Annotated in this window: 16 protein-coding genes; 5 read left to right on the top strand and 11 right to left on the bottom strand. The window is 63.1% G+C overall.

Annotation, left to right across the window (positions count from 1 at the left end):
- Positions 1–15: 15 nt before the first annotated feature.
- The 11 genes from CAG22_RS13210 to yaaA all read right to left on the bottom strand — a co-directional run bounded on the left by CAG22_RS13210 (position 16) and on the right by yaaA (position 15,736).
- Positions 16–1,173, bottom strand: coding sequence for an alginate O-acetyltransferase (locus CAG22_RS13210; protein WP_025340586.1), 1,158 nt, complete (start codon positions 1,171–1,173; stop codon positions 16–18).
- A 10-nt stretch (positions 1,174–1,183) separates the two neighbouring features.
- Positions 1,184–2,641: an MBOAT family protein gene (locus CAG22_RS13215; RefSeq protein ID WP_013974157.1), complete on the bottom strand. Its 1,458-nt coding sequence runs from the start codon at positions 2,639–2,641 to the stop codon at positions 1,184–1,186.
- A 207-nt stretch (positions 2,642–2,848) separates the two neighbouring features.
- On the bottom strand, positions 2,849–3,952 hold the full coding sequence (locus tag CAG22_RS13220) for a mannuronate-specific alginate lyase (protein WP_085705590.1): 1,104 nt from the start codon (positions 3,950–3,952) through the stop codon (positions 2,849–2,851).
- 7 nt (positions 3,953–3,959) lie between these two features.
- The gene (locus tag CAG22_RS13225) at positions 3,960–5,402 is read right to left on the bottom strand and encodes an alginate O-acetyltransferase (protein ID WP_025340584.1); all 1,443 of its coding nucleotides are present in this window, start codon (positions 5,400–5,402) and stop codon (positions 3,960–3,962) included.
- 13 nt (positions 5,403–5,415) lie between these two features.
- Positions 5,416–6,975 carry a mannuronan 5-epimerase AlgG gene (algG, locus tag CAG22_RS13230; protein ID WP_085705591.1) on the bottom strand — a complete coding sequence of 520 codons (1,560 nt, stop codon included), beginning with the start codon at positions 6,973–6,975 and terminating at the stop codon, positions 5,416–5,418.
- 22 nt (positions 6,976–6,997) lie between these two features.
- On the bottom strand, positions 6,998–8,476 hold the full coding sequence (locus tag CAG22_RS13235) for an alginate export family protein (RefSeq protein WP_085705592.1): 1,479 nt from the start codon (positions 8,474–8,476) through the stop codon (positions 6,998–7,000).
- Positions 8,473–9,852 (bottom strand): alginate biosynthesis TPR repeat lipoprotein AlgK, encoded by a 1,380-nt coding sequence (gene algK / locus CAG22_RS13240; protein ID WP_085705612.1) that lies wholly within the window; start codon positions 9,850–9,852, stop codon positions 8,473–8,475. The genes CAG22_RS13235 and algK overlap by 4 nt, the downstream gene beginning before the upstream one ends.
- Before the next feature lie 165 nt (positions 9,853–10,017).
- Positions 10,018–11,184 carry an alginate biosynthesis protein Alg44 gene (locus tag CAG22_RS13245; protein WP_025340581.1) on the bottom strand — a complete coding sequence of 389 codons (1,167 nt, stop codon included), beginning with the start codon at positions 11,182–11,184 and terminating at the stop codon, positions 10,018–10,020.
- 36 nt (positions 11,185–11,220) lie between these two features.
- A complete protein-coding gene (locus tag CAG22_RS13250) occupies positions 11,221–12,702 on the bottom strand; it encodes a glycosyltransferase family 2 protein (protein ID WP_003257137.1) in 1,482 nt (493 codons plus the stop codon).
- 73 nt (positions 12,703–12,775) lie between these two features.
- Positions 12,776–14,092 (bottom strand): nucleotide sugar dehydrogenase, encoded by a 1,317-nt coding sequence (locus tag CAG22_RS13255; protein ID WP_025340579.1) that lies wholly within the window; start codon positions 14,090–14,092, stop codon positions 12,776–12,778.
- Between the two features lie 864 nt (positions 14,093–14,956).
- Positions 14,957–15,736: a peroxide stress protein YaaA gene (gene yaaA, locus CAG22_RS13260; protein ID WP_085692189.1), complete on the bottom strand. Its 780-nt coding sequence runs from the start codon at positions 15,734–15,736 to the stop codon at positions 14,957–14,959.
- A gap of 137 nt (positions 15,737–15,873) precedes the next feature.
- Here yaaA and CAG22_RS13265 point away from each other — a divergent pair, with 137 nt between their 5' ends.
- The 5 genes from CAG22_RS13265 to moaE all read left to right on the top strand — a co-directional run bounded on the left by CAG22_RS13265 (position 15,874) and on the right by moaE (position 20,138).
- On the top strand, positions 15,874–17,001 hold the full coding sequence (locus tag CAG22_RS13265; RefSeq protein ID WP_085692188.1) for a polysaccharide deacetylase family protein: 1,128 nt from the start codon (positions 15,874–15,876) through the stop codon (positions 16,999–17,001).
- Between the two features lie 461 nt (positions 17,002–17,462).
- Positions 17,463–18,857, top strand: a complete 1,395-nt coding sequence (locus tag CAG22_RS13270) for a PhoH family protein (protein ID WP_013974146.1) — start codon at positions 17,463–17,465, stop codon at positions 18,855–18,857.
- A 116-nt stretch (positions 18,858–18,973) separates the two neighbouring features.
- On the top strand, positions 18,974–19,444 hold the full coding sequence (gene moaC, locus CAG22_RS13275) for a cyclic pyranopterin monophosphate synthase MoaC (protein ID WP_003251775.1): 471 nt from the start codon (positions 18,974–18,976) through the stop codon (positions 19,442–19,444).
- Positions 19,444–19,689 (top strand): molybdopterin converting factor subunit 1, encoded by a 246-nt coding sequence (gene moaD / locus CAG22_RS13280; RefSeq protein WP_003251777.1) that lies wholly within the window; start codon positions 19,444–19,446, stop codon positions 19,687–19,689. Before moaC ends, moaD begins: the two co-directional genes overlap by 1 nt.
- Before the next feature lie 2 nt (positions 19,690–19,691).
- Positions 19,692–20,138 (top strand): molybdopterin synthase catalytic subunit MoaE, encoded by a 447-nt coding sequence (gene moaE, locus CAG22_RS13285; protein WP_085592159.1) that lies wholly within the window; start codon positions 19,692–19,694, stop codon positions 20,136–20,138.
- The last annotated feature ends 51 nt before the right edge of the window (positions 20,139–20,189 follow it).

Raw genomic sequence — 20,189 nt, forward strand, 5'->3', positions numbered from 1 at the left:
TGTATGTTCCTCTGATTAGTGGTTAGTCCGGGTGGACGACAAAGCCAGGTTTTCTTCGGATTTACGGGTGTTCTTCAGCTGGGCGATCCACTGTGGATCGAAGCTGCTGAGGTCGTTCTTCATTGGCAGATAACGTTCTGGGAATTCCCACACCACCACCTGGGGTGCGGCGTTCTTGAAGGCATCGCTTTGCAGGTACTTGAGCATCGGCAGTAGCGGGCCATGGCCGTCTTCGGCGTAGTTGGCCACGTCGCTGCGCAGGGCCTGCTGCAGCGCACCGAGGAAGTTCCAGTGCGGATTGGCGCTGTAGCTGGTACCCACCAGCGCAACCGGGATCTGCGTGTCGGCGAACAGTGCGTCACCGGCTTCACCTTCGGCCTCGACCGGGCGAGTGGTGCGTTGCTGCAGGTTGTCCGGGGCTGGCAGCAGGTTGCTGAACAGCGGGTCCAGTGGCAGGAAGTTGGTCAGGTCGCCCTTGTATGGCGCGGTGCTGCCGGCTTCGGTGATGAACGCCTGCGGGTCGCCGTTGAGCAGGCTCTGGCGGTTGACCGCTTCGGCCAGTGCCTGCGCCGCCACTTCGGCGCCCATCGGCGTCCAGTGGGTGTCGGTGCGCAGGAACACCTGGCCGCGGGCCTTGGCCTGCTCCATGGGTGCCATCAGGTCCGGGGCGAACACGTTGGCCTGGCGTGCCTGGGCATGGAACTGGTTGTACAGGTCGTCATGCAGGCTGGTCGGCAGTTCCTTGCCCAGGTACTCGGCGTACACCCGCGCCTTGGCCGGCACGATCGCCAGCACCAGCTGGCTGCCGTGCTGCTGCAGGGTGTCGCGCACGCCACGGATCAGCGCCAGGTTTTCCTGCATCAGCTGCTCGGCACCGGCGGTGGGCTTGAACTCTTCGTCACTGAACAGCCACTGGTCGCGGCCCAGCACCACGCCGGGGCGGCCTTCGTTGAACAGCTTGAAGTCCATCGCCGCCCAAAGGTTGGTACCCAGGCGCTTGATCGGGAACTGCTCGTCGTAGTGGGTCTCGGCGGCCTTGGCCAGCTTGCCGTTGAGCAGGGTCATCTGCTCGGTACGCTGGAAGCTTTGCAGGCCACCGGTGGACCAGACGCCCATGCCCACCAGCAGGCCGAGGAACGACAGCGAATAGGTAATGCGTAATGTCCGGGTCATGTCATCAACCTCAGAACTGGAAGTAAAGGAACGGCGAGTAGCTCTGCGCCGAAAGCTTGAGGATCGAGGCCACGAACAGCAGCAGCACCAGGGCGCGGGTCATCACCCGGGTCCAGTCCAGGCCGATCGAACCGTCGCTGTTGACCTCCACCGGGGTGGCCTTGGGCGTTGGCCTGGCGTTGCGGTAGAAGTCGCGCAGGCCGAAGAACGCCAGGGTGATGTAGGCGACCACCAGGGTGGCTACCTGCAGGCCGGTGAGCTGGGCACGGTTGAGTTCCGAAAGCTGCCAGTCGCCGAAGCTGAACATGGCGCCGTACATGCGACCGGCCACCTCCAGGTTCTCGGCACGGAAGATCACCCAGCCGACCACCACCAGCAGGAAGGTGAATGCCCACTTCACCGGGTTGAAACGCTGCGGGTTGGTGTCGATGCCCAGCGCGCGCTCGATGGCCAGCCACATGCCGTGCCAGGCGCCCCAGATGATGTAGGTGAAGTTGGCGCCATGCCACAGGCCGCCCAGCAGCATGGTCAGGAACAGGTTGCGGTAGGTGTTGAAGGTGCCTTTACGGTTACCGCCCAGGGTGATGTACAGGTAGTCGCGCAGCCAGGTCGACAGGCTGATGTGCCAGCGCCGCCAGAACTCGGTGATCGACTGGCTGATGTACGGCTGCTTGAAGTTCTCCATGAAGCGGAAGCCCATCATCAGGCCCAGGCCGATGGCCATGTCGCTGTAGCCGCTGAAGTCGAAGTACAGCTGCGCGGTGTAGGCCAGGGCGCCGAGCCAGGCATCGCCGGTGGTCGGGTTCTGCAGGGCGAAGCAGTGGTCGGCCACTACCGCCAGGGTATCGGCGATGAACACTTTCTTGATGAAGCCCTGCATGAAGCGGGTGCAGCCTTCGGAGAACTTGTCCAGGGTGTGGGTGCGGTTGTTGAACTGGTCGACCAGGTCCTTGAAGCGCAGCACGGGGCCGGCGATCAGGTGCGGGAAGATCGCCACGAACGCCGCAAAGTCGATCAGGTTGCGGGTGGCCGGGGTGTCGCCGCGGTACACGTCGATGATGTAGCTGATCGACTCGAAGATGTAGAACGAGATACCGATCGGCAGCAGCACGTGGGTGAGGATGAACGGCTCCAGGCCGAACGAGGAGATGATCGCGTTGAGGCTGTCGACGCCGAAGTTGGCGTACTTGAAGTAGCCGAGGATCGCCAGGTCGACACCGACGCCGAGCAGCAGCCAGCGCTGCGCGGGCTTGGTGCGCACACCGGCGGCGCCGACTTTCAGGCCGATCCAGTAGTTCCACAGGGTGACCCCGGCAAACAGGGCCAGGAAGTCCACCCGCCACCAGGCGTAGAAGATGTAGCTGGCGACCAGCAGCAGCAGGTTGCGATAACGTTGCCCGCTCAAGTAGTACAGGCCGAGGAAGATCGGCAAGAACAGGAACAGGAACACGTTGGACGAGAAGACCATCCCGGTTCTCCTTTTTGTTCACAGCATCCGGGGCAAAGCGCCCCCCAAACCCCCCAGTGCAAGACTGGAAGGCAACCTAGTACCTCTGTGGGAGCTGGCTTGCCGGCGATGCAAGGCGAAGCCTTGCCCAGCGGTACACAGGGGCTGCTACGCAGCCCATCGCCGGCAAGCCGGCTCCCACAGGTTTCACCCCCACATTGGGGTGTGTTACTTCTTGCTCTCTGCGCTCGGGTCGTAGACCCGGGTCAGGTCGCCGCCCAGCCGGAAGCTGTTGAACGGCTGCATACCGCGCTTGCGTTGCAGGGTGTCGCCACTGCACGCATACAGGCTGCAGTAGGGCTCCATCCACGAGTACTTGCTGTCGATCTTCAGGTCTTTCATGTCCTGTTTCTCGCCATTGCGGGCCTTGAACTCGCTGGGGTCCTTCGACCCGTTCAGCACCCGCTGCGCCAGGCGCTGCAGGGCGTTGTTGTTCTCGCCGCGCACATCCACGCCATTGACCTGGGCGAAGCTGGCGATCATCGCCAGCGGCGGCAGGGCGTAGTTGTGGTAGGCCAGGGCGCGTTGCTTGCGCTTCAGTTCGTTGGGCAGGAAGCCCTGCTCGTCGATTTGGTTGGCGCCAACCCGGTATTCCTTCACGGCCCAGTCGAACAGGTCGCGACGGTCGGTGGCCACGGCGCTGGCCATTACCGCCCAGGCTGCCCAGTAGCTGTGGTTGTTGATCTTCTCCAGTGGCAGGTCGCTCCAGTCGCGCACGGTCTGCTCGGCCAGGCGGGCGAACCATTTTTCGATCAGCTCGGCCTCGGCCTGGTGCGCGGCCAGCGGCTGCGAATTGGAGAACTTCAGGCGCAGCCACGAACCGCTCATGCTGCCCAGCGCCCATTTGCGCATCGACTTGCCGGTGTGGTTGTAGTCGGTGGACATCAGCGCATCGGCGCGAGCCCAGTCGCCCAGCCAGGCCAGGGTGCAGTCGAGCTGCGCCGGGCGGCCGTCACGCATGTACTGGCCGATCATCTTGCTCACGCCTTTCTCAAGGGTGGTGATGTCTTCGGTGGACTTGCGAAAGGCCTTTTCCGAGTCGGCATTGAGCGTTGCCCGTGCCTTGTCCGAGCCTTCGTACTTGCTGCGGAACTGCAGGGCACCGGTGTATGGCTTGGGGGCAGCCTCGCAGCGGAAGTTGCCGTCGCCGGTCTTGAGCTTTTCGATCCCCTCGTAGTAACCCTGGGGCGGTACCAGCGCGGCGTGCGCGGCACCGCCGCACAACGCCAGGGCAAGCAGGGCGGGGCGGGAAATTCGCTTGAACGGGATCATGGTCGCCTCACTGGCCGGCCTGCGCGGTCTGCGCGGGCACGGCGAAGTTGTTGCGTTTGCAGAGCTTGGCTTCGACCTTCTGGGTACCGCTTTCCGGCCCCTGCACCTCGAACGCCAGCAGGCTCTGGCTGGCCCAGTCCTCGTCTTCGCGCATCTGGAAGACGAAGCGGCCGTCGGTGTCGGAGGTTTCCGGTTTTTCCAGCTTGATGTCCTCGTGGCGGCCGTTGAGGTACCAGAGGGTGGCCTGCAGCACCTTCACCGACGGGTCTTCGAACTTGACGTCCATCTGCATGTTGCGGTTGATCAGGTCTTTGATCACGCCGCCCTTGCCGTTGACCATCAGCTCGTTCTTGCCGGGTTTGAGGGTGGCGCTGGCGCTCATCAGGGCCGGGCGGTCATCGCAGCCGTCGTCGAGCAGGCCAAGGATTTGCCGCCAGATGGTTTCCTGGTCCAGGCGATACAGCGGGGAGAATTCCCAGATCAGGATCTTCGGCGGGTTCTTCTGGAATTCCTCGCTACCCAGGTACTGGATCATCGAACCTTCCAGGCCACCGCCAGGGAAGGCCACGTTGAGCACGTCGGCACCGATGTACTGCTCGAGGAAGCCGGAGAAGTTGTAGTTCTTGCCACTGTGGCTGGTGCCGACCAGGGTGATCTGCGCGTTGCCGCCGTCACCGAACAGGTCGTCGCCGCCGCCGGTGGAGCCTTTCGGCTCGGTGGCGAACTGGTCCATGTACTGGACGGCGTAGCTGGTGCCGCACAGCTGGCCGGCCACGTTATGCAGGGTGCCGGTCTTGCCCATGCGCCCGGACTTTTTCGTTTCGAATTCCTTGCGCGGGATGCCTTCGAAAGCCGGCATCTTGTGCACGGTATCGGCCACGATCTTGGCCGCGCGCTCGGCGCCGTAAGGCGTCCAGTGCTGGTCGCCGCGGAAGTAGAAGTCCTTGCCCTGGTCGGCAGCGGCCAGCTGTTCGTTGGTCAGCGGCGACAGGTCGGGCACGTTGTAGCCCATGCTGGCAAAGCGCTTGAGCATGGCCTGGTAGTTGCCCAGGGCCTTCTGGTAGTCGAAGGCAGCCTTTTCCGCCGGGTTGAGCATGTTGCGGTTCACCAGGCCACGGGTCGGCTGGTACACCACCACCAGTTCCACGCCGCGCTTCTTGAACGCGTCGTGCACTTGCTGCAGGCGCTTGTAGCCGGCCGGGGTGGTATTGAACTCGGTGCGCAGGTCTTCGCGGGTACGGAACAGCCAGTCGCCCTGGGCCTGCACCAGCGTGGTGAAGTTCTGCTGGTAACGGGTGGTGTAGCGGCTGGCGTCATGCGCTTCAGGGCACAGCTGGCAGCAAGGCTCGGCGCTGAAGGTGGGGGCCTTGACGTCTTCGGCGCGCACGCCCTGGCTGATCGCCAGGAGGGCAGCGGACAGGCCCAGCAGTTTCATCAGATGTGGAGTCATGGTCTGGGCTTCCTTAATCGATCATTTCGGTCTGGCGTTCGACCGGGTCGATCAGCACAGCCTTTTGCTGGCGTACCAGCAGGTCGAGGATTTCGTCCTGGCGTTCGCCAAGGATGCCGTTGAGGCTGATGCCGTTGGCCTTGCGCGGGGCGAGCATGGACACCTTGTAAAGCTCGACCGACAGCGGCGAGTCGATCGACAGTGGCCCGGAGCCGTTGGCCGCCAGTTCGCCACCGACCAGGATCAGCGACACCTTGGTGTCGAACGGGTCGAGGGCGATGTCGCGGTCGGTGTTGGACAGGTCCTTGATGTGGCCGTATACGCCAACCAGGCCGTTGGCCATGGCGACGTTTTCGTACAGGCGGATGTTCACGCTGTTACGCACGCGGATGCCGTGGCGGCGGTTGTTGATCAGCTTGTTGCCCCAGATCAGGTTGTCGCCACTTTCGTACAGGGTGATACCGTCGGTGTGGTTGCGGTAGATCTCGTTGTAGGCGATCAGGTTGTTGACGCTGTTACGGTCGATCACCACGCCCGAGAGCTTGTTGTCGAAGCTCTTGTTGTTGATGATCCAGCTGTCGTTTACCTCACGCGAAACGATGATGCCGTGCTTCTTCTTGGTGCCGTACACCGTGTTGCCGGCGATGATCAGCCGGTGCGAGCGGTCGTGCGGGTCGATGCCGTAGACGATGTTGTCGCGGTAGGTGCTGTCCTTGACCACGAAGTCCTGGGTCTCATAGCAGTAGAAGCCGTACCACATGTCGCTGAACTCGGAGCCGATGATCCAGCCGGTGGGTTCCGGGCGGCCCATGCGCTTGGCCATGTTCGGCGTGTACTGCGAGATGCTCACGCCGTACGACTTGGACTTGGCGTAGCCGAAGCTGGCCATCTTGGTATTGACGATGTAGGTCTCGGTGCCGCCCCACGACAGCAGGAACGGGCGGAATTCCTTGGGCGAGCGGAAGGTCGCCGGGCCGTTTTCCTTTTCCCGCCAGCCGGTCACCTGGGTGTCGGTGACGAACAGCTTGCCGTCGTTGACCAGGAACGAACCGCCTTCCTGGGACAGGCGCAGCTGCTTGACCTTGCCGTCGATCTCGAGGATGCCCTTCTGCCCGACCACGATCGGCAGGCGCGCCAGGTACACACCCGGCTCGACTTCGCTGAGGTACTGCTTGGGTACCTTCTTGCTCAGCTCGACCAGGTCGACATGGCCGTCATCGACGAAGATCGCCTGCGGAATGCCATGCTGGCGCTGGACCCACTCGGCCGCCTTGTTGTCGCCGCCGACGAATTCCTTGAGGTTATCCTCCTGGAACATGCGGCGCAGGCTGACCTTGCCTTTGTGGCGGCGGTCGATTTTCTTCTGCACCGCCTCGGCGGTGTAGCCGGTCAGGTCGGGCAGCTTCGGCGGGTCCATGTGCAGCGGCTCGACCGGTGCACTGGAGACCGTGTAGGTCTTGGCCTGCTGCAGTTCCTTGGCGATCACCTTGGGCTCTGCGGCAGCGACCAGGCCACTGGCCAGCAGCAGGGCGCTGGCCAGGAGGCTGTGACGTAAGTGCGGGTGAAGGTTCATAACGGTAAGTCCTCTACCGGCCTCAGAAGCGCCAGATCACATCGACGAAGGCGCGGTGCATGTACGAGTCCGCTTCCTTGCCGTAGGCATCGCCCGGCTTGAACACGCCAGCACGCAGGCGCACCAGGGCAGATGGCTCGTCGATTGCCTGGCTCATCGAAGCCGGCAGCAGGCCTTGCTTGAAGTACTTGGTCACGACCACGTCCATTTCCTGGCCAAGGTCTTTTTCGCCATCGACCAGCGGGCGGTTCACACCGTTGTCGTTGACCACCGCGTTGATGCCGCTGGAACCGATGTTCTGGTTGCCATCGACACGCCAGAACTTGTGGTAGATGAAGCTGGCGTCGTAGTCGTCGCGCAGCTGCCAGGAGGCGAACAGGGTGGCCGCCTGCAGGTTGCCCAGCTCGCCACGGAAGGCTTCACCGAAGCGGTGCACGCGCGAACGGGTACCGGTGTAGTTGGAGCGGTTGCTCTCGAGGCCGGTCTGCTCGTAGTTGCTCGAACCGTCGTCGCCACCACCGCCACTGCCACGGGCGTAGGCCGCACCGACCTGCCATTGCGGGTCGAGGCGCAGGCGGATGCCGAGGTCGGTGGCCCAGGCGTTGACATCACCGCTCTGCTTGCCGGTGGCCACGGTTTCGTCACCGACGACCTGGCTGCTGAGGGTGTCGCGATCACCGGTCAGCCAGGTGACGCTGCCCCAGTAGTTGACGGTGTGGTCGTTGCGCCAGTTGTAGGCGTCGCTGTTGGCTTCCAGGCCCAGCCAGGTGAGGTCGCCGGTGCGGGTCTTGTCCAGCGCATCGACGGTTTCGCCCGGGTTCTTCAGGCTGCCGCCGTCGTGGGTGTGGTGGGCGCGTACGCCGACCCAGTGGCCAGGGGTCCACTGCGTGGCGACGTTGCCGTAGAGGTGCGTGCGGTCCTTGTCTTCCGGGGCCAGCTCGGTGAGGTCGGTGCGGTATTCGCTGAAGCGCTGGGCCACGCCCAGGTCGGCCTTGAGCAGGGTGGTGTCGAAGGTCCAGTTCAGCGCCTCGATGTTGGTGTCACGCCACATGCCATCGTCGCTGCGCAGGCGCTGGCGACCGAAACGCAGCTGTTCGCCGGGGTAGGCGGTGAGGCCGCTGTAGCCGACCCAGAATTCGCGCATGGCCAGGTAGCTCTTGTCCTGCTCACGGCCATCGGCGGCGGTGTCGGTGCTGGTGCCGTCGTCGTTCTGGCGCAGGGTGTCGGTTTCGATGGTGTCGGTCGCGGTGACGGCCTGGCCCATGGCATAGGCGCTCCAGTTGCCACGCTCGCCATATACCCAAGGGCGCAGATCGAGACCGAGGCCGCTGACGTCGCCGCCGGAGCGGGTGCCCAGGTCACGGTCGTCTTCCGACTGGCCGGTGATTTTCACATCCAGGCCGAAGTTCTTTTCAGCGGTCATTTCCGCCAGGGTCGGGCAGGACCACAGCAGGGCGAAGCTCAGGCCGATGCCAGCTTTCACGAAGGGATTGAGCGTCATAGCGAGTCCTCACCGGTTACTTCTTTTTCGTCGTCTTGCAGGGCTTCGATGGCCAGGGTGCTGTTGGCGCCCTGGCTCATGCTGCCGCGCGCCTGCTTTTCTTGTGCCAGCAGTTGCTGGGCCTGGCTGCGCTGGTCAGGCGTAAGTTGCTGGTCGAGCTGCTGCAGCAATTCAGCGGACTGTGGCGACGGGTTGGCCTGGGCCAGTTGGGCGAATACCCAGGCGTTGCCCGGTTGCGGGCGAATGCCGTGGCCTTCGCTGAACAGCTGGGCCAGGGCATAGTCGGCGCTGTTCTGCCCACCACGGGCGGCGGCCAGCAGGTGGTCGACGGCCTTTTGTGGCTCGACGTTGCCCAGGTAGCCGCGGCGGTAAAGCTGGCCCAGGTAGTAATGGGCGCTGACTTCGCCGGCGTCGGCGGCAGCCTGCAGGTGTTGTTCGGCTTTGGCCGCGTCCGCAGGCACAGTCTTGCCTTCGTAGTACAGGCGGCCCAGCAACAGTTCGGCGCGTGGCTGTTCGGCTTCGCGGCCCTTTTCGATGTAGGCCATCAGCTGGTCGGTATCGCCCAGCTCGGGGAAGTCGTACACCAGTTGCGCCAGGCTGACCCAGGACGCCGGGTTGGCCGGGGCCACCTGCTCGAGCAGGTCCTTGGCGGTTTTCTCGTCGGTCTGGCCGAGGCTGCGGTCAGCCAGTACCCGGGCAACGCTGTCGACCCGGGTGGCCGGTACTGCGCCACGGGCGTAGGCAGCCTTGAGCTGGCCGAGCAGGGCAGCCTGCTGGTCGGCCTGGCCGCGCTTCTGGTACACGGTGGCCAGTTCGACGTAGCAGATGTCGGTGGTGTTCAGCGCGGCCTTGCAGATTTTCTCCACTTCGCCCAGGTGCTGGTCGTAGGTGCCCTGGGTGCGGTACAGCAGCACCTGGGCCAGGCCCGCTTCCGGGTTGCCGGCGGCGCGCCACTGGTCGATCTGCTGCTGCGCGTTGACCTTGGGGAAGCTCTGCGGGTAGCTCAGGTAGAGCATCGCCAGCGGGATCAGGGTGTTGCTTTCGCCCTGCTTGGCGGCTTGCTTGAGCAGGGTTTCGGCTTCTTCGCGCTCGGCCTGGGTGCTGTCGGGCTTGGCCACCAGCAGGCGGCCAAGGCGTGCCTGGGCACGCGGCGAGATGGCCGCCGCGGCACGGTAGGTGGCCTCGGCTTCCTTGATTTTCGCCGGGTCGCGGGTGGCGACCTTGATGTCGGCCAGGCCCACTTGCGCTTCGCTGTAGCCCAGGTCGGCCAGCGCCTTGTAGTTGCGCTCGGCCAGTGCCGTGTCACCGCGCTTCATGGCTTCGTTGGCCAGGCGCTGGTCGGGCAGGCCCGCACAGCCGGCCAAGGCGATGGCCATGGCCAGGCCACACAAGCCAAGGTTCACACGCACCCTGTGGGAGCTGGCTTGCCGGCGATTGGCCAGTGCAGGCGATACATCTGCTGGGCGAGTGCTGCGCACTCGATCGCCGGCAAGCCAGCTCCCACAGGTATCGGGTTGTCTGCTAGTCATAGGCTTGTCCTCTTACAGCCCACGGGCCATGGCTTTGTCGATCAGCCAGTTCAGCGATGGGCCACGGTCGCTGTTGACCGAAGCCGGGCGACCGGCGAGTTCGGCGGGCAGGGCGCTGTCGGGCTTGATCTGCACGCGGATGTCGGCGGCTAGGTCTTCGCTGTTGAGGCTGGCGCTGCTGACGATCTGGCCGGTGCGTACTTCGTCTTCGCCGGCTACCTGGAAGTTGACCCGGGTACCTGGCTTGACCTCGTCGAACTGGCGGTAGGTGAAGCGCGCCTCGATCATCGGGTTGGTGGTGCGCGGGATCAGCTGGAAGATCGGCTGGCCCTTGGCGGCGTACTGGCCGTTGTCCACGAGCTGGCGGGCAACCACGCAATCACACGGGCTGGTAAGGGTGCCGGACAGTTGCTTGCCGAACAGTTCCTCGATCTTCGCCGGCTCCAGCTGTGCGTCTTCCAGGTTGCCCTTGAGCATGTCCAGCATGCTGGTGGTGAAGCTGGCCAGTGGCGCGCCCTTGGCGATCTGCCCACCGCTTTCGACCAGGCTGTTCACGGTGCCGTCGCGCGGCATGGTGACGTTGGTGGTGGGTACCGCGACCACGCCGGCTTCGGCATGGCTGACGAAGTACATGCCGTACAGCGACTTGGCGATGAAGCCGAAGGCGGCGACACCGACCACGAACACGCCGAGGGTGACGGTAACCGCCTTGAGGCGGCCGAAGGCGCTCAGGCCGGCACCGCCGTCCTTCTGCTTGCGCGCCTTGGTGAAGTTGTCGCGCTGCAAGGTGCTGAGCACATCGCCGGCAGTGATCAGCTCACCCGACAGGTGCGAGGTGATGATGTGGCGCAGCGTGGCGATATCGCGGGGCTCGAGGTTCTGGAACTGGGCGCCGGTTCGGCCACTGCCCGGGTTGTAGGAGCGCACCTGGAACTCGATGTCCATCGACAGGCCGAGGTTGTCGACCGTGAACTGCAGCCGCCCGCGGAGCACGTCGCCAACCGACAGTGGTTGCTTGGTGTGGAAGCTCAGGCCACCGGCGGAGAGGTCGTCGACCTTCACATCGTGGGCCTGGCGCTGAGGGTCGAGGAACCGCAGCTTGGCGGGGATGCGTACCCGGGCATGCTGGCGCTGGGCTTCGGACTCATGCACGACGTTGACGTTCACGGCGGTATTCATGTGGTTTGTTCCTGTTAGTTCCGATCCGGGTTGGGCTCACACGACCATGAACAGCACAGCAACGAAGATGCTGGCAGCCGAGAAGGTCATGGTCCGCGAGGACCAGGTGTTGAACCATTGTTGAAAGCTGGCGAGGTCACGCTTGAGGGCAGTGGGCTGACGCGTCCAGGACTGCTTGTCGAGGCGGAAGAACACGTAGATCTTCATCAGCGCGCCGATGATCTGGTTGTAATAGAGAATCAGCGGGTAGGCCGGGCCTACGTTGTGGCCGGAGCACAGCAGCATGATGGTGAGGATCAGGCGGGTGATGCCGATCCACAGCAGGTACACCAGCAGGAAGCCCAGGCCGAACTTGAGGCTGGCGATCACCGCCACGGTCAGGCCCAGCAGGCTGGTCCACATCGACACGCGCTGGTCGAACAGCACGATGCTGGTGAACAGCCCCAGGCGGCGCAGGCCCAGGCCAAGCGCGCGGGAGTTCTGCCGCAGATTGTTGCCGTACCAGCGGTACATCAGCTTGCGGCTGGCCTTGAGGAAGCTCTTCTCCGGCGGGTGCTCGACCGTGTTGATGGCGGCGTCCGGCACGTAGAAGGTGTCGTAGCCCAGGCGCATCAGGCTGAACCAGCTGGACTTGTCGTCACCGGTGAGGAACTTGAAGCGGCCCAGGCGCCAGTGCATCAGCGAGTCGCTTTCGACGTCGGCGATGAACTCGGGGTTGGTCACCACGCTGGCGCGGAACATCGACATGCGCCCGGTCATGGTCAGCACGCGTTTGGACAGGGCCATCGAGCACATGTTGATGTGGCGCTGGGCAAAGCGCAGCTTGTGCCACTCGCTCATGATGTAGCCGCCACGCACTTCGCAGAACTCGTTGGTGGTCAGGCCGCCGACGTTGGGGAACAGCTTGAACCACGGCACGGTCTTGCGTACCACGCCATCGCCCAGCACGGTGTCGCCGTCGATCACCGCCACCACGGCGTTCTCGTCCGGCAGCATGCGCGAGATCGCACGGAAACCGTAGGCCAGGCCGTCACGCTTGCCGGTACCGGCGATGCGCACGATGTCCAGCTTCACGTGGGCTGGCGGGTTGTATTTGGCCCACAGGCTTTTCACCAGCAGTTCGTCCGACATCTCCACCAGCGAGCAGACCACGGTGGTGGGGAAGCCACAGTTGATCGCCTCGCGGATCACCGAGCTGTACACCTGGGCGGTGGTGAGTGCTTCGATGCGGAAGCTGGTCACCATCAGGTACACGTGGGACGGGTCGGCGTCCTTGCCCATCTTCTGCACCTTGCGGCGCAGGTACGGGTACACGCCGTAGAGGAAGATCATGCCGCGGATGAAATGGGTGGCGCCCATGGAATAGCGCCAGATGCCGACTGCGCCGACCAGGAAGATGAAGTGCTTCGACTGCGAGTCGAAGATATCGGCCGGCAGGGCCAGGGCGATCAGCATGAGCAGACTCATGTAGAGCAGCCAACCGGCGCACTGCAACAGCACTGTCTGGATCCTTTGCATGTTCAGCATCCGTCGAGAATTCGGGAAAAGGTGGGCAGCGGGGGTGGGGAGGCCCCCGCTGCCCGGCCAGCACTTACCAGCAGATGCCTTCGGTACGGCTGGTGGCGCAGGTCGGTTTGCTCATGAAGCCGACCAGGTCGATCACGTGCTTGCCGGCCGGCGCTTGCTGGGCCAGTGCACGGAACTGCTCGTCACGGTTGCCCAGGACGATGATGTCGGCGTTGTCGATCACCTTCTGGAAGTCGGCGTTGAGCAGCGACGACACGTGCGGGATCTTCGACTCGATGTAGTCCTTGTTGGCGCCGTGGACGCGGGCGTACTGGACGTTCTCGTCGTAGATGTCCAGCTGGTAGCCCTTGCCGATCAGGCGTTCGGCCAGTTCCACCAGCGGGCTTTCACGCAGGTCGTCGGTGCCGGCCTTGAAGCTCAGCCCGAGCAGGGCGACCTTGCGCTTGTCGTGGGCTTCGATCAGCTCGAAGGCGTTCTGCACCTGCGATTCGTTGCTGCGCATCAGCGAGTCGAGCAGCGGTGCGCGTACATCGAGGCTGGAGGCGCGATAGGTGAGGGCGCGTACGTCCTTGGGCAGGCACGAGCCGCCGAAGGCGAAGCCAGGGCGCATGTAGTACTGGGACAGGTTCAGCACTTTGTCCTGGCAGACCACGTCCATCACGTCACGGCCATCCACGCCTACGGCCTTGGCAATGTTGCCGATCTCGTTGGCGAAGGTGACCTTGGTGGCGTGCCACACGTTGCAGGTGTACTTGATCATCTCGGCCACTTCGATCGGCTTGCGGATGATCGGTGCGTCGAGCTCTTCGTACAGGGCCTGCAGGATGTCGCCGCTGGCGGTGTCCAGTTCGCCGATGACGGTCATCGGTGGCTGGTCGTAGTCCTTGATCGCGGTGCTTTCACGCAGGAATTCCGGGTTGACCGCAACGCCGAAGTCGACGCCGGCTTTCTTGCCCGAGCAGTCTTCGAGGATCGGGATCACCACGTTCTTCACGGTACCCGGCAGCACGGTGCTGCGTACCACGATGGTGTGGCGGCGCTCGCTGTCACGCAGCACGTAGCCGATTTCGCGGCACACCGACTCGATGTACTCGAGGCCCAGGTCGCCGTTCTTCTTGCTTGGGGTACCCACGCAGATCATCGATACGTCGCTGGCACGGATGGCTTCGGCGAAATCGGTAGTACCGCGCAGGCGGCCGTTGGCGATGCCCTGTTGCAGCAGTGCTTCCAGGCCAGGTTCGACGATGGGCGACTTGCCCTGATTGATCAGGTCGATCTTGGTGCTGGACACGTCCACACCGATCACTTCATGGCCTCGCGCCGTCAGGCAGCCTGCACAGACCGCACCCACATAACCCAAACCAAAGATGCTGATACGCATCGCTATCACCTCATGTGTTTATCACGTCGGCACCTCCGGGGAGAGCCGGACTGGGTTGATTAACAACAGTTTTCGGGCGCACGGATCCATGGCGAAATGCACACTTCGCCGAGCGCAGGCAAAATAAATCCGGAGCGCAAAAAGTTATGCACTCAAATGTGGCAGTAAAAAGCCATTAATTAAAAAACGTGCCCTGGAATGCAGCCGTCTTTATTGCAAGGCGCTACGTGGCGCTTTGCTGTGCTTGTTTTTTCAAGTGGAAAAATCCTTTGAAATCAACCACTAGGACGAATTGAACGGGACGCGTCTCTCCTGCATGGACAGGGTCTTCGGGGGTTGCCCGTCATACCTGTCGAAGTTGTTGGGGCTGGTAGTGGATACCTGCCGTTGTCATCTGTAAGTCATCTCTCACAGCCCGGGGGCAGGAAAATCGTTACGGCACTATGAGCGATTCGTCGTAGCAGAAGTTCCGGGGTGGGTTCGGCGTGGATGAAAGATTTCTAAATATTTTTTCAGTGGTAGACAATTTCAATCTGATAGCACACGGGTGTTTTGCCCCTATATATAAAGGGCGAAACTGTTGCGAGATATTTTTATGCCAGCATCGAAAAATATTTTGAAAAATTCGTCAAAAAAGCTACGAACGGTCTTATGGCGTTTGGCTATAAGTTGCGGTGTGTCGATTTTTTGGCGTCGAATTTGTGGCGTGATGGCGATATGAAGTGTGCCCTGTTGCGGGGCAAAGGCGGGGAGAAATGTTTTTGCCCATTCGCGGGCACGCCCGCTCCCACAGGTTGGTCACTGACCTTGAATTCAGTGGCATACCTGTGGGAGCGGGCGTGCCGCGAAAGCGGTGCTACAGGCTTACTCGGTCGGATGATCGCGTAGGAACACCAGGTGGTCCGGCTTCGACTGTTCGGCACTGTAGTAGTACCCCTGCACATCGAACTGCTTGAGCTGCTCCGGGTCGCTGATGCGCTGCTGGATGACGAAGCGGCTCATCATGCCGCGGGCTTTCTTGGCGTAGAAGCTGATGATCTTGTACTGGCCGTTCTTCAGGTCCTTGAAGTCGACGTTGATCACCCGGGCCTTCAGCGCGCTGCGTTTCACCGCGCTGAAATACTCGTTGCTGGCCAGGTTCAGCAGCACGTCATCGCCCTGTTCGGCCAGGGCCTGGTTCAGCCATTCGCTGATGCGCGTGCCCCAGAAGGCGTACAGGTCCTTGCCGCGGGCGTTGGCCAGCTTGGTGCCCATTTCCAGGCGGTAAGGTTGCATCAGGTCGAGCGGGCGCAGCAGGCCATACAGGCCCGAAAGCATGCGCAAGTGCTGCTGGGCGTAGCTGAAATCGTCCTCGCCCAGGCTTTCGGCGTCGAGGCCGGTGTACACGTCACCCTTGAACGCCAGCAGCGCCTGCTTGGCATTGGCCGGGGTGAAGTCCGGGGTCCAGCTGCCGAAGCGCGCGGCATTCAGGCCGGCGAGCTTGTCGGACAGGTGCATCAGTTCGCTGATCTGCGCCGGCGACAGGTCGCGCAGCTGCTGGATCAGCTCCTGGGAGTCGTCCAGGTACTGGGGCAGGGTGAAACGCTCGGTCACCGGCGGGGTGTCGTAGTCGAGGGTCTTGGCGGGGGAAATCACCGTCAGCATCGGGTCGGCTCCTGGCATCGTTGGCCGGGAATTCTACGGGCTGGACGGTGCAAGTCCAAACTATGGCGACGATAGTCACAGACCATGGCCGGTGCAGAGGCTATAGTGCGCGTTTCGCCGTTGCGGAGCCTTCAACCGTGCGTATTGCCTCTGCCTTGCTGGCCGCTCTGCTGAGCCTGGCCGTGCAAGCCGCCCCTTCACCCCAGGTGAGCCTGGACCGCAGTCTGTGGCCCGAAAAGCTGGACAGTCCGGCGTTGTTCGATGTGGCCTCGCGGGCCGAGATCCTCTCGTTCGCCCAGGTGCTGCACGAAAGCGAACTGCTGGACGACGCGGCGCTGGCGGCACGCTTGGGGCTACGGCAGGTCAACTTGCAGAAGGTGCGCCTGGTGCGGGCGCGCATGTGGCAGCGGTTGTGGGAAGGTTATCAACAGGCGCAGCGCAGTTGCGAGCAGGATGCGTCGTTCTGCTATCCGGTGACGTCGATGGCGGAGTTGCGTACGCAAGCGGCGACGTTCGCTGCCGATGTCGGCACTTTCTACACCGATTGGATCGAGCCGAGCCATCAGTTCCATGTGCGCTACCTGGACGAACAACTGCGCAAGGCGGCGTTGCTGCCGCAGACCAGCAGCGAGGTGGAGCGGCTGTCCTCACGCGAGCGCAATGGGGATGAACTGAACGACCGCATGTTCCTGCTGACCTTCGTCGGCGGGCCAGGGCCGGATGGCGGCAGTACCGACCTGCTGGCTGATTACCTGCGCCGGCAAAAGCTTGAAGGCACGTTCTTCGTGCTCGGCAACCGCCTGCAGCAACGGCGCGACGCCGGGGCGGCAGATGCCTTGCGCCAGCTCTATGGCGGGCAGTGCGTGGGGATCCAGGGTTGGGAGTACCGCTCCCATGCGCAGTGGACAGGCTGGCAGGACTCGCTGCGGCGTAGCCAGGCGCGGGTGCAGGCCGACCTGCCGGAGCAGTATGTGCCGTTGTTTCGCCCGCCTTACGGGCAGCGTCGGGCCGATGGCGAGGCGTTCATGGCCAGCCAGCAGTTGCAGGTATCGTTGTGGGACATCGATGCCCAGGATGATGGCGCACTGAGCGCCGAAGCCTCTGCCCAGCGGGTGCTGACCTTGATGCTGCTGTGGCGCAAAGGGGTGATCCAGTTCCATGACAGCCTGCCCAAGGCGCAGCCGGCGGTGGAGTGGTTGTTGCGCAATACGGCGCAGAGCGGGATTGGTTGGGAAGATTGCCAGGGATATGCCAACCAGGGGTGAGAGGGGGCTGCTACGCAGCCCATCGCCGGCAAGCCAGCTCCCACCTCGACCGCATCGGCCTCAAGCCATGCGCTGTCCCTGTGGGAGCTGGCTTGCCGGCGATGAGGCCAGTGCAGGCAACACAACACAGTTGCTCTTGCAGGTTAGGTGCATGGCTTGCTGGCGTTGGCCCATGCAATGGCAGCCTGATTTTTGACTGTAGTCCTCACGCGCCCCCTCGCCAACCCCTGTTCGTCATTTGGAAAAATAAACTTCACCTGCACGTAAAAAGACTTTTTTTAGTCATCATTTTTGCGGTATGAAGAAACCAGACAGCCGATTCCTGCAGCACAGGTGGCGTCATCCAGGCCCACCTAGCCAGGTTCGCTTCCCGCCCGTAACAACGCGGATACGGGGACAGCGGCAGTCACTCTGCGGCGTAACAGACCACGCCGTGTGGCTTCGACATAAGGTGACCGAGTATGGATGACCAAGGACGCAACCCTTCCTCCAGCAAGCCTATCCTGTATGTGCTCGATACCAACGTCCTGATTCACGACCCCAACGCGTTACTGAACTTCGAGGAGCACCATGTCGCCATCCCGATGACGGTGCTGGAGGAACTCGACAAGCTCAAGACCGGCAAACAGACCATCGCCGCCGAATGCCGCCAGGCCATTCGGCTGATCGACCAGACCCTTGGTGACGCCTCGCCCAGCGATGTCGAGCAGGGCGTGCCGATCCAGCGTGGCAAGAGCGGGCCCAAGGGCTTCCTGTCCATCCTGATGACTCCGCGCAACGAGCCGAACAAGCTGCTGCCGGAAAACCTCAACGACAACATCATCATCAACCAGTTGCTCGAAGTACGGGCCCGGCGCACCGACCTGGACGTTGTGCTGGTCACCAAAGACATCAACATGCGCCTGAAGGCGCGTGCCTGTGGCATCGCGGCCGAGGACTACAGCACCGACCAGCTGGTCGATGACGTGTCCTTGCTGTCCAAGGGCTACCATTCGGTCACCGGCTCGTTCTGGGACCGGGTGAGCAAGGTCGATACCCGCCAGGAGCGTGGCCGCACCTGGCACCGCGTGCAATTGATCGACAACCTGCCGGCGGTTCACGTCAACGAGTTCATCATCGATGAACAGGGCTTCGTCGGCTGGATCAAGGGTATCCGCAACGATGAGCTGCTGTTGCTCGACCTGCACCAGGAACCGTTGCTGCACCAGGAAGCCTGGGGCCTGAAGCCGCGTGACATCCACCAGAGCCTGGCGCTGTTCGCCCTGCTCGACCCGGATATCCACCTGGTCAACCTGACCGGCGCCGCCGGTTCCGGCAAGACCATCCTGGCCCTGGCCGCGGCCATCGAACAGACCATGGTCAGCAAGCGCTACCGGCGCATCATCGCCACCCGCAGCGTGCAGGGGCTGGACCAGGAGATCGGCTTCCTGCCGGGCACCGAGGCCGAGAAGATGGAACCCTGGCTGGGCGCCATCACCGACAACCTCGAAGCCTTGCACATGGATGACGAGAGCACCCATGGCAGCGTCGAGTACATCCTCGAGCGCGTGCCGTTGCAGTTCAAGTCGCTGAACTACATCCGTGGCCGTAGCTTCCAGCAGAGCCTGATCCTGATCGACGAGTGCCAGAACCTGACGCCGCACCAGATGAAAACCATCATCACCCGTGCCGGCTCCGGGTCCAAGGTGGTCTGCCTGGGCAACCTGGCGCAGATCGACACCCCCTACCTGTCCGCGACCAGCTCGGGCCTGACCTACCTGACCGAGCGCTTCAAGGACTTCCCCCATGGCGTGCACATCACCCTGCAGGGCGTGCCACGCTCGGTGCTGGCCGAGTACGCCGAGTCGCATCTGTAACCCTCTTTGCCGGGCGGTTCGCCGCCCGGCCTTTTCGCGGGCACGGTTGACGCACCCCTCTGCTCAAACCTGACTCACAGGTTTACACTGCAAGTTCCCTTCACAGGAGCAGAGCAGTGCTGACACATCTTGATTCCCAGGGGCGGGCCAACATGGTCGACGTCACTGAAAAGGCCGTGACCGAGCGCGAGGCCACCGCCGAGGCGCGGGTGCGCATGTTGCCGCAGACCTTGCAGATGATCGTCGACGGTGAACACCCCAAGGGCGACGTGTTCGCCGTGGCGCGCATTGCCGGGATCCAGGCGGCGAAGAAGACCAGCGACCTGATCCCGCTGTGCCACCCGTTGATGCTGACCAGTGTCAAGGTCGAGCTCAGCGCCGAGGGGCAGGACGCCGTGCGTATCGTTGCCCGCTGCAAGCTGGCCGGGCAGACCGGCGTGGAGATGGAGGCGCTGACCGCCGCCAGCGTTGCCGCTCTGACGATCTATGACATGTGCAAGGCTGTGGATAAAGGTATGGTCATCGAGCAGGTGCGCCTGCTGGAAAAACTCGGCGGCAAGAGCGGCCACTACAAGGTGGAGGCGTGATGAAGGTCAAGGTGATGTACTTCGCCCGTTACCGCGAACTGCTGGGCGTGGATGCCGAGCGGGTGGAGGGCGCGTTCAAGGTGCTCGACGATGTGCGCCAGGCCTTGGTGGCCAAGGGCGGGCAGTACGAAGTGCTGGCCGAGCAGAACCTGATGTGTGCGCGCAACGAAGAACTGTGCAAGCTTGATGAGCCGCTGGAAGAGGGCGATGAAGTGGCGTTCTTCCCGCCGGTGACCGGAGGCTGAACATGGCTGTGCGAGTACAGGAGGGCGCGTTCGACCCGGGGGCCGAGACCAATACCATGCACGCGGCGAATGTCGGCGTGGGCGCGGTGGTCGGTTTTGTCGGCTACGTGCGGGATTTCAACGATGGCCGTGAAGTGGCGGGGATGTTCCTCGAGCACTATCCGGGCATGACCGAAAAGGCCCTGGCCAAGATCGTGGTCGAGGCCGAGCAGCGCTGGCCGTTGCTCAAGGTGGAGGTGCTGCACCGCATCGGTGCGCTGGAACCGGGCGAACCGATCGTGTTCGTCGGTGTGGCCAGTGCCCATCGGCAGGCGGCGTTCGATGCCTGCAACTTCATCATGGACTACCTGAAGACCCGGGCGCCGTTCTGGAAGAAGGAAAATACCCAGGAAGGGGCACGGTGGGTGGAAGGGAAGCAGAGTGACCAGGATGCCGCTGGGCGCTGGTAGATCCTTGTTTGATGGCCGGGGCGGAGCCCCGGTTCGCGGGTGAACCCGCTC

Origin of the sequence: Pseudomonas sp. B8(2017), assembly GCF_002113575.1 — a bacterium.
Lineage (GTDB): Bacteria > Pseudomonadota > Gammaproteobacteria > Pseudomonadales > Pseudomonadaceae > Aquipseudomonas > Aquipseudomonas putida_Z.